At 56.5% G+C, this 14,507-nt stretch carries 13 protein-coding genes, 1 pseudogene and 1 riboswitch; of the genes and pseudogenes, 5 read left to right on the forward strand and 9 right to left on the reverse strand.

All coding sequences use genetic code 11. The features are described from left to right. Positions 1 to 1,013 precede the first annotated feature (1,013 nt). The 6 genes and pseudogenes from ACR0A1_RS07635 to ACR0A1_RS07660 all read right to left on the reverse strand — a co-directional run. Positions 1,014 to 1,298: pseudogene (locus ACR0A1_RS07635) on the reverse strand (IS5/IS1182 family transposase); the annotation flags it as partial. Positions 1,299 to 1,742: 444 nt separating this feature from the next. Beyond that, positions 1,743 to 2,516 carry a citryl-CoA lyase gene (locus ACR0A1_RS07640; RefSeq protein WP_480866911.1) on the reverse strand — a complete coding sequence of 258 codons (774 nt, stop codon included), beginning with the start codon at positions 2,514 to 2,516 and terminating at the stop codon, positions 1,743 to 1,745. Further along, positions 2,513 to 3,700 (reverse strand): CoA transferase, encoded by a 1,188-nt coding sequence (locus ACR0A1_RS07645; RefSeq protein ID WP_170609334.1) that lies wholly within the window; start codon positions 3,698 to 3,700, stop codon positions 2,513 to 2,515. Before ACR0A1_RS07645 ends, ACR0A1_RS07640 begins: the two co-directional genes overlap by 4 nt. Beyond that, positions 3,690 to 5,201: a tripartite tricarboxylate transporter permease gene (locus ACR0A1_RS07650; protein ID WP_170391820.1), complete on the reverse strand. Its 1,512-nt coding sequence runs from the start codon at positions 5,199 to 5,201 to the stop codon at positions 3,690 to 3,692. Before ACR0A1_RS07650 ends, ACR0A1_RS07645 begins: the two co-directional genes overlap by 11 nt. A gap of 1 nt (position 5,202) precedes the next feature. Beyond that, positions 5,203 to 5,685 (reverse strand): tripartite tricarboxylate transporter TctB family protein, encoded by a 483-nt coding sequence (locus ACR0A1_RS07655; RefSeq protein ID WP_170401217.1) that lies wholly within the window; start codon positions 5,683 to 5,685, stop codon positions 5,203 to 5,205. A 66-nt stretch (positions 5,686 to 5,751) separates the two neighbouring features. After that, entirely contained in the window at positions 5,752 to 6,729 is a 978-nt protein-coding gene (locus tag ACR0A1_RS07660) for a tripartite tricarboxylate transporter substrate-binding protein (RefSeq protein ID WP_170391824.1), read from the reverse strand. Between the two features lie 108 nt (positions 6,730 to 6,837). On the opposite strand from ACR0A1_RS07660, the gene ACR0A1_RS07665 reads away from it, so the two are divergent. From ACR0A1_RS07665 to ACR0A1_RS07675, 3 genes are read left to right on the forward strand one after another with little or no spacing between them, the layout of a single operon-like run. Then, a complete protein-coding gene (locus ACR0A1_RS07665; RefSeq protein ID WP_170420955.1) occupies positions 6,838 to 7,506 on the forward strand; it encodes a response regulator transcription factor in 669 nt (222 codons plus the stop codon). After that, positions 7,496 to 8,863 carry a sensor histidine kinase gene (locus ACR0A1_RS07670; protein WP_170563588.1) on the forward strand — a complete coding sequence of 456 codons (1,368 nt, stop codon included), beginning with the start codon at positions 7,496 to 7,498 and terminating at the stop codon, positions 8,861 to 8,863. The genes ACR0A1_RS07665 and ACR0A1_RS07670 overlap by 11 nt, the downstream gene beginning before the upstream one ends. Continuing rightward, a complete protein-coding gene (locus tag ACR0A1_RS07675; RefSeq protein WP_480866914.1) occupies positions 8,842 to 9,840 on the forward strand; it encodes an ABC transporter substrate-binding protein in 999 nt (332 codons plus the stop codon). Before ACR0A1_RS07670 ends, ACR0A1_RS07675 begins: the two co-directional genes overlap by 22 nt. 124 nt (positions 9,841 to 9,964) lie before the next feature. Here the strand turns inward: ACR0A1_RS07675 and ACR0A1_RS07680 are convergent, their stop codons facing one another. The 3 genes from ACR0A1_RS07680 to ACR0A1_RS07690 all read right to left on the reverse strand — a co-directional run bounded on the left by ACR0A1_RS07680 (position 9,965) and on the right by ACR0A1_RS07690 (position 12,677). Then, positions 9,965 to 10,576 carry a class I SAM-dependent methyltransferase gene (locus ACR0A1_RS07680; protein ID WP_170662099.1) on the reverse strand — a complete coding sequence of 204 codons (612 nt, stop codon included), beginning with the start codon at positions 10,574 to 10,576 and terminating at the stop codon, positions 9,965 to 9,967. After that, complete coding sequence (locus ACR0A1_RS07685; RefSeq protein ID WP_255611700.1) at positions 10,569 to 11,576, reverse strand: glycosyltransferase family 2 protein; 1,008 nt, start codon at positions 11,574 to 11,576, stop codon at positions 10,569 to 10,571. The genes ACR0A1_RS07680 and ACR0A1_RS07685 overlap by 8 nt, the downstream gene beginning before the upstream one ends. A gap of 114 nt (positions 11,577 to 11,690) precedes the next feature. Continuing rightward, a complete protein-coding gene (locus ACR0A1_RS07690; protein ID WP_480439222.1) occupies positions 11,691 to 12,677 on the reverse strand; it encodes an NAD(P)-dependent oxidoreductase in 987 nt (328 codons plus the stop codon). A 105-nt stretch (positions 12,678 to 12,782) separates the two neighbouring features. Continuing rightward, positions 12,783 to 12,989, forward strand: a riboswitch (cobalamin riboswitch). An 85-nt stretch (positions 12,990 to 13,074) separates the two neighbouring features. On the opposite strand from ACR0A1_RS07690, the gene ACR0A1_RS07695 reads away from it, so the two are divergent. Together ACR0A1_RS07695 and cobW are read left to right on the forward strand one after the other, a co-directional pair. Continuing rightward, the gene (locus ACR0A1_RS07695) at positions 13,075 to 13,455 is read left to right on the forward strand and encodes a DUF1636 family protein (RefSeq protein ID WP_480866916.1); all 381 of its coding nucleotides are present in this window, start codon (positions 13,075 to 13,077) and stop codon (positions 13,453 to 13,455) included. Continuing rightward, entirely contained in the window at positions 13,452 to 14,507 is a 1,056-nt protein-coding gene (cobW, locus tag ACR0A1_RS07700; protein ID WP_170662098.1) for a cobalamin biosynthesis protein CobW, read from the forward strand. The genes ACR0A1_RS07695 and cobW overlap by 4 nt, the downstream gene beginning before the upstream one ends.

Raw genomic sequence — 14,507 nt, forward strand, 5'->3', positions numbered from 1 at the left:
CAAGCCAAACTGGCTTCCGGTTCGCCCCGTTGACCAGAAGTCTGTCAGGGCACGAACGCGCCAGCACAGTCGACCGCCGATACGTTCCCGTTTGAATCTGAACTGCACAAACCGATTAAAATCACGCGCAAACCTGACGTTCCTGACACTGAGAAGATGCTCCCGGCCATCATCTATGCTATCTGCAGAAACGGCATCGAGTTGGAAAAAGGCTTCCGGACCATATCGAAGGGAGTCAAGCTCCCACAGAAACTCTCTCTCTCTCGACCCGGTAAACTCATTCAGGAACCTTTGCTTTTCGTGGCGTAGTTCGACGGCCTTATCCTTGGTTGCCGTCTTTAGAAGCTCATCTTTGGCATCCGCTTGTCGTTTGGCTTCGAGATTGCCAAGTTCGGCATAGACCCGGACAAAACGCCGGTCGTCAGATCGCTCAAAGAATAGTCCGATGTCATCAAGAGCATCGCCTCTCGCAGCCAAAGCCGGAGCAGCAGTTATCGCAAGGCTAGAACCCAGAAACGTACGGCGGGAAATTTTGCACCAGTTGGTCCAAGATGCAATCTGACCTTCTTCAATAAATTCTTCATTATTCAGCAACTCGTCCTTCAACAATTCCTCCACAAAAAAGCATTGTCTAAATTTCCGCGTACAATCAAAAAACTAGAAAAATCGTTCAAAATTCTGATAGACATTTCTACGGTTCTATATTGTGCGCGAAAAAACGCACCATAGAGAAGTCTCTGTAGGAGGCCCCCTTTCTCAACCCTCAGATTTCACCTTTGCGGTTACTAAAGGATCGCTTGAACTGATCTGACGGTACGAAGCAAGAACTCCTTTCGTCAATATTTTTGTTGGAGGTTTTACAAGGCGTTGGCGCCTAAGTTGCTGAATTAAATATGATAAATACCCCTCTTTTTCAATTTTTCTTAACCACATAGAGACGATGAATATCGAATCACATGGGCTTTGTTGCACAAATCCGGGTGTGAACGGACTGCCCCTTTCCCCGGACGGAGTTATCCTTCGAGCATTGTGAGAGGTATGCCAAGAGCGGTGTAACGGTTGAGCACTGTGATCCGAACATAGAGCTCAGCGACTTGCCGATCGAAGTCGCGGACCATGAGGTGTTGGCCAAGCAGTTTGACGCAGTTCATCTTTGTCTCAGCGCGGCTTCTTCGGTGATATCCGGTCAATTTTCGCCACAATGCTCGCCCGAGATATTTGCAGGCTCTAACTGCTTCGTTGCGCGCTATTGCGCCCGCCCTGGTTGGCTTCCAAAGTTGGGCATTTTCTCGGAAGGGGCGAAGCTCGCTCATGTCGCTCATGTCGCTCATGTCGCACCTCCCGCAAAACTGGTCGCAGTATCAGGTTCACAAGATGTTCCCGCATTGTCCTGATATCATTTTACACCTAACCTATTGTTTTTCAATAATAGCGAGACGACTTGCAAATCCGTGTACACCGGTTCGATTCCGGTACTCGCCTCCAATTCACTCTAGATCGTTGACTTAGGGCGATTACGTTTTCCGCCTTGTGCGCATTTTCCTGGAAAACGACAACACGCTATGCCGGTCCTACCTGTGTCAGCTGCGACGTCATTTCTCCCAAATTATCCAGCTCCTGTACTACGCAGTTCTAGACGGTGTTGGCTGAAAAGCGAAGGCGCTGGTGACAAACTATGTCGCTGTGTTTCAGAATCTGGATAAAAGGAATCCGAAGCCATGAGGAACGACAGGCGGCATAACTCAACTTCCATTGCGTAGATATGTCCAGCGATAGTGGGGCGGCGTAGGACCTTTGTTGCGTCCGCCTTGCTGGGTTTGCTCCCAGGCATGGGCCAGAATACCGACCGACCGCGAAAGGCAAAACAAACCTCGTGCCAATGGAGGGGCAAAGCCTAGCTCTGCATAGATCACTGCCGTGACACCATCGATATTCATCGGCACCGGCTTGCCTTTCCGGCGCATCAGGTCGGTTTCCACGGCTTGCCCGACTTTCATGAACCGACCCTCGCAGGCGTCCTGTTCGACCGCATCAGCGACCAGGGCCATCAGCCGGGGTGCGCGCGGGTCCGTCGGTGTATGGAACCGATGCCCGAAACCCGGCAGTATCTTCCCGCGTTCGGCGATCCAGTCGTCTAATGCCTGTTCTGGGCCTTCGGCATGGGCGTCTACAAAGTGATAAAGCTCCATCGCCTGCTCGCCGGCACCACCATGGATGTCACCCAGCATGTTAACAGCACTCGCCATCGCGTTGTTTAGAGACAGCCCGCAGGTCACCGCCATTCGTGCAGCCGCGATCGAGGGGGCTTGCGGGCCGTGATCCACGGCGGCGACCAAAGCGGCCTCGAACAATCGAGCCTGCGCAGGTGTCGGTCTGTCACCCCGCACCATCAACCAGATTATTTCAGCGAAACCCAGATTGCCGATCAGGTCTTGAATCGGCTGGCCACGCAGTTCAATGCGTCCGGGCTCCATATCGATGATGGCGGTGCGCCACCAATCGGCAACATCGCTCATATCACCCTCTCATGTCGCAACGTTTCGATCTCTGCGTCCGACAGTCCAAGCTCGGCCCAAATCGAGAGGTTGTCGGCCCCAAGATCCGGTGGTGCGGATCGTGGCATGCAGCGTGCGCCATCAATGACCACTGGGCTGCCCGCAAGGCGTAAACTCTCTCCGTGCGCCGACAGAGTTCCAATCAGCCCGCGACCTGAGAGTTGGTCGTCGGACAAAGCCTGCGGCACCGTCATCACCGGCCCGGCCGGTACACCCAACGCATTCAACTCTTGGACCCAATCACTGGCTGGACGGGTAGAAAGAGTGCGTTCCAGTTCTTGGCGCAATTCATGCCGGTTGGTCTTGCGATCCTCGCGGGTTAGGTAGTCCGGATGCGTCAAAAGGTCGGCGCGGCCCAGATGTTGGGCGAGCGCATGCCATTGTTCGTCGCGATTGGCGGCGATATTAATAGGGTTGTCGGATGTGGCAAAAGTTCCGGACGGGGCCGAGGTTGTGTTTTCGTTCCCATGCGGCGCAGGAGTCACACCACCGACCAGATAGTTGGACACCACCCACCCCATGGTCGAAACCACCGCCTCGCTCATTGCGACATCAAGGAATGCCCCGCGCGGGTTGGCATTCAAGGCCGCGCTTATGGCAAAGGCCGCCGTCATCCCGCCGACGGTATCTGCCAGAGGATAGCCGACCCGGTAAGGCGCGGTATCCGACGCACCTGTGATTGACATGACACCGCTGATCCCCTGCACGATCTGGTCATAGGCCGGGTCATCCCGGCGTGGTCCATCCTGACCAAACCCGCTGATGGCACAATAAATCAGTCTGGGGTTCTCGGCGCGCAGAACCTGATACCCCAGCCCAAGCCGGTCCATCACGCCGGGCCGGAAGTTCTCGACCAGCACATCGGCAGTCTTGACCAGCCGCTTGAGCAGAGCCTTTCCCCGATCAGCCTTCATATCCAGGGTCACGGATTTCTTGTCTGCATTCTGCGCCAGAAAGCTGATGCCCATGCCGGCCTTGTTCCGATCAGGATCCGCCCCCAGCACACGGGCCAGATCTCCGCTGCCGGGCCGTTCGACCTTGATCACTTCGGCCCCCATCAGGGCCAGTTGGTAGCAACAATACGGCCCGGCCAGGACATTAGTCAGGTCAAGAACCCGGATGCCTGAAAGTGGCTCAGTCGCCATCGGCCACGCCTGCCGCTCGCGCCTTGGCGCGACGTGCGCGGTAACTGGGCAACAGCACCAGAAGGAGGGCAATCACCAACAGGCCCAGCGTCATCGGACGTTCCCAGATAAAGGCGATGCCGTCATACAGCTGCATGGAACGGGCAAAGTTATCCTCCATCATGCCACCAAGGATGAAACCGATCAGCAGTGGTGCCAGAGGGTAATCGGCAAATTTCAGTGCTGTGGCGCAGACGCCGAAGCCGACCAATATCAGCAGTTCCGTGGCATTGTTCTGCCCGATATAGGCCCCCATGAGGGTGAAGAACAAAATGAACGGGATCAGATAGTTGCGCGGTACTGCAAGCACCTTGGCGATATAGGGGATCAACGGCAGGTTCAGGATCAGCAGCACCAGATTGCCAATGAACATCGACATGATGACAGCCCAGAATACCTGTGGCTCGTCGATCATCAGGCGCGGACCCGGTGTCACATTCAGCGCGATCAGGGCGCCCAACAAAATGGCCGTAGTTCCGGAACCTGGAATGCCGAGCGTCAGCAACGGAACAAAGGAACCGGTACAGGCAGCATTGTTAGCTGTCTCGGGTGCTGCCAGACCTTTGATCGAGCCTTTGCCGAACTCTTCCTGCTCTTCTTTCGGGGCAATATTGCGTTCAACCGCATAGCCAAGGAAACTGGCAATCGTTGCCCCTGCCCCCGGAAGCACACCGATAAAGAAACCCTGCACAGATTGGCGACCAACCACCGGAGCGATGGCCTTTGCCTCGGATCCTGTGATGCGCAGGTCCTTGATTTCGCCTTCGTCGCCTTGCAGGTCCTTGGGTTTGAGAACCAGAAACAGCGCTTCGGGCAGGGCAAACATCGCCATTGCAAGCGTGATGAAACCAAAGCCGGACTGCAGATCCATGATCCCCATCGTGAAACGCGGCAAGTTGAACAGCGCGCCCTCGCCGACGGTGGCCATGATCAGCCCGAGAATGGTCATGACAATTGCCTTGGCCACCTGCCCGGTTCCCGCAAAAGCGGCGATGGCGGACAGACCCACTACCATCAAGGCAAAGTACTCAGCCGAGTGGAACAGCAGTGCGACCGAGGATAATGCAGGCGCAAAGACCATCAGCAGCAGCGCGCCTATCGTACCCCCGGCGAAACTGGCGATAGCGGCAACTGTGAGCGCCTTCCCGGCTTTGCCCTGACGAGCCATCGGATAGCCGTCGAAGCTTGAGGCCACGGTTCCCGCGACCCCCGGCGCGTTCAGAAGAATGGAAGATGTCGAGCCACCAAAGATCGCGCCGTAATAGACACCGGCAAGCAGGATCAATGCGGCGGACGGATCGCCCATCGAAATGGCGACCGGAATCATAATGGCGATGATCGACATCGGCCCAAGACCGGGCAGCATGCCGATGAATGTACCAATCAGACAGCCCGCTATGACCATCAACAAGTTTTGGATGGAGAATGCCGTTTGTAGGCCGATCAACAATCCTTCAAGCATGTCAGCCTCCGAAAACGCCCGGCAAGGGTCGCATGTAGATGCCAAGAACCTCTTGCACGAGGTACCAGACTGAACCTGTAGCGATTACGGCAACCGGCAGCATGACGTGCCATTTGCGTTCGCCCAGAATGAAAGAACCGAGGATCAGGAACCCGGATGTCGAGATCAGAAATCCAACCGGACGTAGGCACAGCGCATAGGCAACCATCAAAGCCAGCAACAGCAAAGCCTGGCCCAGGTGATATTCGCCCAGCCTCCTATAATCGATATCAGCCTCTTTGGGCTCAGCCTTTTCAAAGCCCAGCAGAATAATCGTTGTGGCAATTATCCCCAAAATCGACAGCACCTTGGGAAAGGTGCTCGGCCAAATGGGGTTGCGCTGCATGAAGGGGGGCAGACTGCCATCCATCGTGAACCAGGCGGTGTAGCCATATGTCAGGCATATGCCCAGCAAAACGAGCGCGATCCAGCGATCCAGCGCCATGTTTCCCCCTCCTTTGATTTATTGTTGGTTGAGGCAGAGCGGTTGCCCGCTCTGCCCGAGGTATCCCTACAGGAAACCCAACTTTTTCATCAGATCGCCGATCTGCTTTTCCTGCTGTTCCAGGAACGATTGGAAATCAGCACCCGAGTTGTGGATGTTCACCCAACCGTTACGGGCGCGGACCTCTTCCCATTCAGGTGTGTCATACATCTTGGCGATGGCTTCTTGATAAGCGACCAGCTTGTCCTCGGGCAGACCAGGAGCAGCAAAGAACCCACGCCAGTTCACGAAAGTTGTGTCGATGCCCTGCTCTTTCATGGTCTGCGCATCAGGGGCTGCATCCACGCGCTCTTCCGCGGTGACGCCAATGATCTTCACCTCACCCGCATTCGCCAGATCGACAGCCTCCGAGAAACCGGTCGATAGCGCGGCGATCTCACCGGACAGGAGCGCGGCCATCGCTTTGCCACCTGCATCATAGGGGATGTACTTCACGCCCAAAGCGTCCTTGCCTGCCGCTTCCATAACCATCGCCGCGACCAGATGGTCCATCCCACCCGGCACAGAACCGCCGCCGATGGCCGTTGTACTTGGATCGGCGTCATACGCGGCTAGCAGGTCCGCCATTGAATTGATGGGGCTGTCTTTGCCCACAACAATCGCCGCGTAATCGCCGATCGTGCCCGAGACCAGTGTCAGGTCGCGGAAATTGTGCGGGAACACTCCGGTCAGAGAGCGGATCACGATCGGGGTCGAGTTGACCATAAGCGTGCCGTGGTTGCTGTCGGCGTTTTCGATCAGATATCCAATGGCTTTACCACCGCCGCCGCCCGACATGTTTTCGTAGGATGCAGTTCCCACGAGACCCGCATTCGTCAGCGCCTCACCTGTGCCACGGGCAGTGCCGTCCCAGCCGCCCCCTGCGCCACCGGGGATCAGAAAGTGGATGCTATCTACGACCTCTTCAGCGAAAGTCGGTCCAGCCAGACCAATAGCGGTCACAGCCGCGATCAGGGCGCGACGGCCCAGTTTGATTGTCGTCATGAATTCCTCCCGTTTGACAACCGGCCGCAGTGCGGCTCAGATTATTCGAAACCTAAACACATCAACCTGACATCAACCTGTCATGGGTGAAATTACTATTGGATCCCGATGAAATTCCTCTTGGTCGAAGACAATCTGGACCTCGCCAATGCCATAAGCTCGCGCATGCGGCTTGACGGGCATGTGGTTGATCACGCAGAGAAAATAGAAGATGCTGTGGCCTTTGTTGAAATCGATGAGTATGACCTGATCCTGCTGGACATCATGCTTCCCGACGGGGACGGGCGCGATTTCCTCAAACGGCATCGCGCCAGCCATCTGGACACACCTGTCATCGTTCTGACCGCCCGCAGTCAAGTGTCGGATCGAATCGGCTCACTCGATCTTGGGGCGGACGATTATGTCACCAAGCCCTTCGACCATGCCGAACTTGAGGCGCGCTGCCGCGCAGTGCTGAGACGCAAATCCGGCAAGACCAAAACGACGATTGAAATTGGCGGCGTCGTCTTTGATCCGGTTGCGGGTCATTTGACGGTGGGCGACGACATCGTCTCGCTTCGCAACCGCGAACTGCGCTTGTTGGAACTGCTGATCAACGCCCCCGGTCAGGTGTTTTCTAAGCAGAAGCTGGCGGACCGGTTGTTCTCCTACGACGACAATGTTTCGGACAATGCCATCGAGGTGTATGTTGGACGACTGCGTAAGCATCTGGAAAAATCGGACCTCAGGATCACAACGTTGCGCGGTTTGGGCTACAGGCTGGATCATGGCAATTAATCCAAATGTTTCCGGATCACTGCGAAACCGTCTTGCGCTAACGCTAATCGGCGGTGCCGCGATTCTGGCCCTCGTGCTGTTCTTTGCTGTCCGCGACTATGCAGTTCAGGTTGCCCAGCAAGGTCAGGACAACATTCTGGGTGCCTCAGTCACCTCGATCCTCGATGCCGCGGCGCTGCGTGGAGGCGAGCTTGAAGTCGATATCCCCTATGCCGCCTTTTCAATGCTGAGCACGCCGTCGGACGACCGAGTGTTTTATGCGATCTTTCAGGATGGCGAGTTCCTGTCCGGCTACGAAGACCTGACCCCAACTCAAGGACCCGCTGATGGAAAGTGGACCTTTCGCTTCGGTGAGGTGCGCGGTGAAAACGTTCGTCAGGTCAGTGCCAGCCGCACACTGGTTGGGCTGGGAAATCAGACAGAAATCGAAGTGGCCTTGGGACAGACCCAAGATGCGCTGTCGGAGACGCTGGATCAAATCTCACGCAATGCCGGCCTTTTGGGATTGGGGTTCTTTGTGCTTGCGGCTGTATTGTCCTTCTGGGTGAGTTCGGCCACCATCGGCCAGCTCGACAGATTAACGACATCCGTCACCCGTCGGGGACCGCAAGATCTCAGCCCATTCAAAAAACCAGTACCGCGTGAAATGGCGCCTTTGGTGTCATCGCTGAATTCGCTGATGGGACGCCTGGACCAGTCTCTCAGCCAATCCGAGGACTTTATCGCCGAGGCCGCCCATAGGGTCCGCACCCCGCTGGCAACGGTCAGGTCTTATGCCGAGGCGACGCTGCAACGGGTCGAGAGAGAAGACAACCGCGAGGCGTTACGATCAATGATGCGCGCCATCGACGAAAGCTCTAGGGCTGCGGGGCAACTACTGGATCACGCCATGATCACATTCCGCGCCGACCATCTGGAGCGCGAGGATATCGATCTGGTGACTCTGATCCGTGAGCTTGTCCAGCGCTTGACGCCCATCGCTGAAATGAAAGACCTTTCGCTTGCTTTGAGCGGCGATCCGCAGGTCATGTATTCGGGCGACCCCATCCTCATCCAAAATGCGGTGCGGAACATGGTAGACAATGCGCTTAAATATGCGCCAGCGGACAGTACCGTAGTCATCGATGTCGCAGGGTCACCCACAGCCCGGATCACGGTCAGTGACCAGGGGCCAGGCTTTCCGCCAGATGAAATCGAAACGCTCACAAGACGTTTCGAACGTGGTCAGAACGCGGCGGGAACCATCGGATCGGGCCTCGGGCTAACCATTGCCCAGGACGTCGCGGTCGCCCATGGCGGCACGCTGGTACTGTCAAACAAAGCGGAGGGCGGCGCATGCGTTATCTTGTCACTCTGATCCTGTGCCTGTTCGCCAGCGGCGCAGGGGCTCAGGATTGGGAAGACCGACAAATATTCAACGAAAATGCCGACGGCCCCCGACTGCGGGTCATTTCCAGCACCGATACCGCCCTGTTTGCGCCGCTGATCGAGGATTTCGTCGCCCAGAATCCAGCGATATCGGTCGAATATCTGGTGACCGGCACGGCCGATATCGACCGACGCGTCCGAGCCACGCCAGAAGCGTTCGACGTTGTCGTTTCCAGCGCGATGGACCTGCAACTGAAGCTCGCGAATGACGGATATGCGCTGGCGCTTAACGATCTTCCGCACCCCCCTTGGGCGCAATGGCATCAAAGCCTGTTCGCCTTCACTTCGGAACCCGCAACCATCGTTGTCAACCGCACCGCGTTCGAAGGACAACCAATGCCGCAAACGCGGCAGGAACTGATTGAAGCGCTGCGCGCCCGCCCGGATGATTTTCGGGGCAAAGTCGGCACTTATGACGTGCGCCAGTCGGGATTGGGCTATTTGTTCGCCACGCAGGACGCCCGCGCCTCGGAAACCTATTGGCGCTTGATGGAGGTTTTGGGCGGCCTGGACGTGCGGCTGTATTGTTGTTCGGGCGACATGATTAACGACCTGGCGGATGGTACGATCGCGGTGGCCTACAACGTGCTTGGCAGTTATGCGGCGGTACGAACAGAAGGAAAGGATGCCCTTCAGATCATTCTGCCTTCGGATTTTCAGACGACGATGATGCGAACCGCCATGGTAACAGGCAAAAGCCGCTTGCCGGAGGAAGCGGAAACCTTTGTCCGGCACCTGACCACGCTGAATCCGGAATCAATGGCAGCACTGCCACTTCTGGACACGCAGGACTCCACGACCGAAAGCGCAGCGATTGCGCTGGACCCTGCGCTGTTGACGTTCCTCGATACGCTGAAGCGCAGAAAGTTCCTGTCTGCCTGGGAAAGTGCCGCTATTCAAAAATGATCGGACTTAGACAACAACCCTATCCGTCATCGCTGAACTTGTTGCTTAACACTGTTGACGCTGGAAGACACTAGCCAGCCTGGGTTACGTCGCACGAATCTATAATCAGAAAAATGATCTCGGCTCAAAGTTTCTCGACGGCCACCTGCGCCCCCATGATGGCCTTGAGCCGCAGCCCCGCAGAATGTGCCCCGAGGAATTCGTGGAACGCACGCATCACGTCATCTTTCCACCACCCTCGCCTGTGATAATCGTCAAGCATGATTACGCCGCCTTCGATCATCTTGGGCAGCAAAGCATCCAGATCCGTTTTTACGCCCTCGTAGGAATGGTCGCCGTCCAAATAGGCAAACCCGATGCTTTGATCTTCAAACAAACGCAGCGCCGGTTGCGAATAGTCGCGAATGATCGAAACTTGCCCCTTGGCGATCTCGGTGCTGTATTTACCCGTTACTGCATCGTAGATCCGATCCATATCCTTTTGCGTGCGCGCTCCGGCAAGCGAAGCACCGCCATCCGGGTCTTGCTGTACTTGCCAGGGATCGATGAGGCACAATTTCGAGGGTTGCAGCTCTTCCAGCAGAATCCGCGAAAATTCGCCCTTCCAAACGCCAATTTCAACGCTCAACCGTCCATGCGGCATGGTCTTGAGCATTTCGCGCCGCAGGGAATCCTTCCGTTCGCGCTGCTCAGCTTGCTTCTTGCGGCGATCCTCAGCAGATACAGCTTCACCCATAGACGTCTTCTCCGGTTGAGGAATTTTGCAACGCTTCAACCAGATCAACCCAATCCGGTCTGGCTCTCAATTCTTCGGCTTTCGACCTGTGCCACTCACATGCTTGGTGATGGAGGTCTGCCAATTGCGGATCTGCCATCATCTCAGATTTGATGTCGTGCATAGCCGGCATGTGTTCCAGAATTGAGCGATCCTCAACATCATTGTGGTTCATCATGAGCCAGTATTTGAGCCCTTGATCCTGCCCCACATGATTGGTGCGCCCACGGTCGCGCTTGACCAAAAAGCTATCAGTGCTGCGCACAGCATAATGATGAATGCGCGCGAATTCATGGCTGAAACCACGCCATGCTTTCCATTTCACTTGGTCTGCTGGGTAGAGGTTCCCGCCCGAATCCCGCCACAACACCCCTTCGTATGGCGCGTCAGGGTTCGGTGCATCTTCTGGATTGATCCTGGGACGATGGGCGCGAAAACGGCTGAATTTCCCATTGTTGCGGAACAGCGTTTTGAACCCTTTGGTCCGGTGATGCGGATAGCCGTCTTCCGTGGCGGCCAGAAAGAAAGTCTCAGGTACAGGTCGATCAACGAAATCGTTCTGACCTGCGTTTCCGAACATGCGCCAGCAGATCGAGATCGCGTCCGCCACGCCGCTGGCCTCAACGAGGCTTCTTATATCACTATTGGGCAAACGGATATTGATATACTCGTCCACATCCAAACTGAGTATCCAATCCGATGACAGATAGCTTGGGTGATTCCGCGCAAGCGAAAATGCACGAACCTGCGGCGCGGCGCGCGGACCCAGCCTGTTTCGTTCGTGGTGAGCCCAGCCAAGCACTTGCAACCGTTCGCCCATGGCATCGGTACCATCAGCGCAATCATTGGTATAAATCAGAATGTCATCAAAACCGATTGCGTGGTTGTAGGCCACCCAATCGATCATGAAAGGCCCTTCGTTTTTCATCGTTGTTACGATGAGAAAGGTCTCATTCGTCATAAGTTGTTCTCTTGCCTGTGCCGGTGTCGGACTCCTGTCGACCTATTTAGAATAGCACCAGAATTTTGTCCAACCAGGTCGCCAGACAGCCGCAATGCTTGCCGATTAATCGATCTACCGATTCTGCGGGATCACCTCATAACCCGGTTCTTCTGGCTCGTCGTCCAGCATCTCGGTTGGGAACCCTGGCGCTTGGATCTCCAGTCCGGTCGCGTCCTCTAGCCGCCTGATGATGTTCGGGGACAGTTCACGCTCACCATATCGCGCGATGCCATCTTCGAAAATCTTGATCATCAATGGGTTTATCTCAAGGGGAACTCCGGCACGGTCGGCGACCTCCTGAAACAGACCGATATCTTTTTTCACCAGGTCCATGGTGAAGGAAATATCGCGCGAGCCGTTCAGGATGACCTGACTTTCGGTCTCGTGCACGAAGGATGTGCCTGACGATATCTTGATCGCCTCATAGGTGGTTCCAAGGTCCATGCCGGCGGCCTTGGCTGTCACCAATGCCTCGGCGCAGGTGATCAGGTTGGCGGTAGCCAGATAATTGGTCAACACCTTCAGAACAGAGGCCGAGCCCAGATCGCCCGTGTGCAAAATGCGCCGCCCCATGGTGGTCAGGAATGGCAGGATACGTTCAAAAGTCTCACGATCACAGCCTGCGAAGATCGAGATATTACCCGTCGCTGCCCGGTGACATCCGCCCGAAACCGGGCAATCCACCGCTGCGCCGCCTCGTTCGATGACCATTGCGCCAAGGCGTTTGACTTCGGCTTCGTCGGTGGTCGACATTTCCATCCAGATTTTGCCAGGGCCGACCTCTGGCAACATTTCCTGCATCACCGCATCCGAGGCCGCAGGAGAAGGCAAACAGGTTATAACAGCATCGCAATCGCGCATCAGTTGCGCCGGGCTTTTGGCGGCTTTGGCACCCTTGGCGACGAATTCGGTCACCAGATCCGGGTTCAGGTCATGAACCGTCAGATCGATACCGTTTCGTAGCAGCGATCCAGATAGCTTGCCCCCTACATTCCCCAGCCCGATAAACCCTACTTTCATGCGCGGTATCCTCCTGTTCGCATCTTGCTGCCATGCCAGCACGTCGTTGCAGAAGTATCATGCCGCCCAGCGACCCCGACAGGTCGCTTTTTATCCGCTTTTTCACGGATCGGCGCGACTCGCTTGACAAGCAACCCTGCCCTGCCGCATGTCCCTTTCGTTGGTGTCTGCGAGAGCAGATGAAAAGGGAATGCGTCAGCGGTTTTTGCCGTCAAACGCAGCCGCCCCCGCGACCGTGACCGGAGAGGGTGCCCAAAGCCACTGGCAGTATGGCCGGGAAGGCGGGACATCCGACAGAGGCCTCCTCTGACATCCGCAAGCCGGGAGACCTGCCAACGCCCGAAGATGAAACCGGACGGGGTGTTCCGGTGTGGGGCTGTGATCGGCCCGCATGAAACCCCGTCCCCCACGAAGAGGATTTGGGGGGATGAGAGACATGACCGAGACCGCACCGGTCGAACTGCTGGTTTGCACTACCTGCCGTCGCGGGCTGCCTGTCGAGGATGACGCCCAGCGCCCCGGCACGTTGCTTCACAAGGCGCTTGAAAAGGCGAGCCTGCCCGAAGGCATTACCTTGAAAGCTGTGGAATGCCTGTCGAATTGCGATGAAGGCTGCTCGATCGTGCTACGCGGAGGACCGGATCGCTGGACTTTCGTGTATGAGCATCTGAACGAGATCGACCATGTTGAAACCATCGTCGAAGGCGCAGCCAAATACCTCGCCACCGAGGACGGTTTGGTCAAATGGCGTGAACGTCCTGAACATTTCCGCAAAAACTGTGCGGCCCGCATTCCCCCGATTGGAGCCCTGAAATGAGCAATCTTGAGAAACTCCCCGTCACTGTGATCACCGGCTTTTTGGGCTCGGGCAAAACCACTTTGGTGCGACACCTGATGCAGAACCCGCAGGGCAAGCGTCTGGCGGTGGTCGTCAACGAATTCGGCGATGTCGGCGTCGATGGCGATATCCTGAAGTCCTGCGCCATTCCTGATTGCCCCGCAGAAAACATCATGGAACTGGCCAATGGTTGCATCTGCTGCACCGTGGCCGATGATTTCATCCCGACCATTGAAGCCCTGATGGCACTAGAGCCGCGCCCCGATCACATCCTGATCGAAACCTCCGGTCTTGCCCTGCCAAAACCCCTGCTGAAGGCGTTCGACTGGCCCGATATCCGCTCGAAAATCACCGTCGATGGCGTGATTGCTCTGGCCGATGCCGAGGCTGTGGCCGCTGGTCGGTTTGCTCCGAATGTCGAGGCGGTGGATGCGCAACGCATGGCAGATGACTCGATTGATCATGAAACTCCCTTGTCCGAGGTGTTCGAGGATCAGATTTCCTGCGCCGACATCATTCTGCTGACCAAGCCCGATCTGGCTGGCCCGGAAGGCGTTGCGAAAGCGAAAGAGATCATCGCCGCCGAAGCGCCCCGCCCCCTGCCCGTAGTCGAAGTGGCTGAGGGTGCCGTGGACGTCCGCGTCGTGCTGGGTCTAGAAGCCGCGGCCGAGGATGACATGGACGCGCGTCCCAGCCATCACGACGGCCATCACGATCACGAGCATGACGATTTCGAAAGCATCATCGTTGAACTGCCCGAGCAAACCGATCCGATTGATCTGGTCGCCAAGATTGAACGATTGGCCAACGAGTTGAATATCCTGCGCGTCAAAGGCTATGCCGCCGTTCAGGGCAAGCCCATGCGCCTACTGGTTCAGGCCGTCGGTGCGCGCGTACGTCACCAATATGACCGCCCGTGGGAGCCCGGCGAAGACCGTCGCTCGCGCCTTGTGGTCATTGCCGAGCATGACGATATCAAAGAGGCCGAGATCCGGGATATCCTCGTGGGTGTAACCGAGGCTGCCGAGTAA

Source organism: Ruegeria sp. D6, assembly GCF_056534365.1.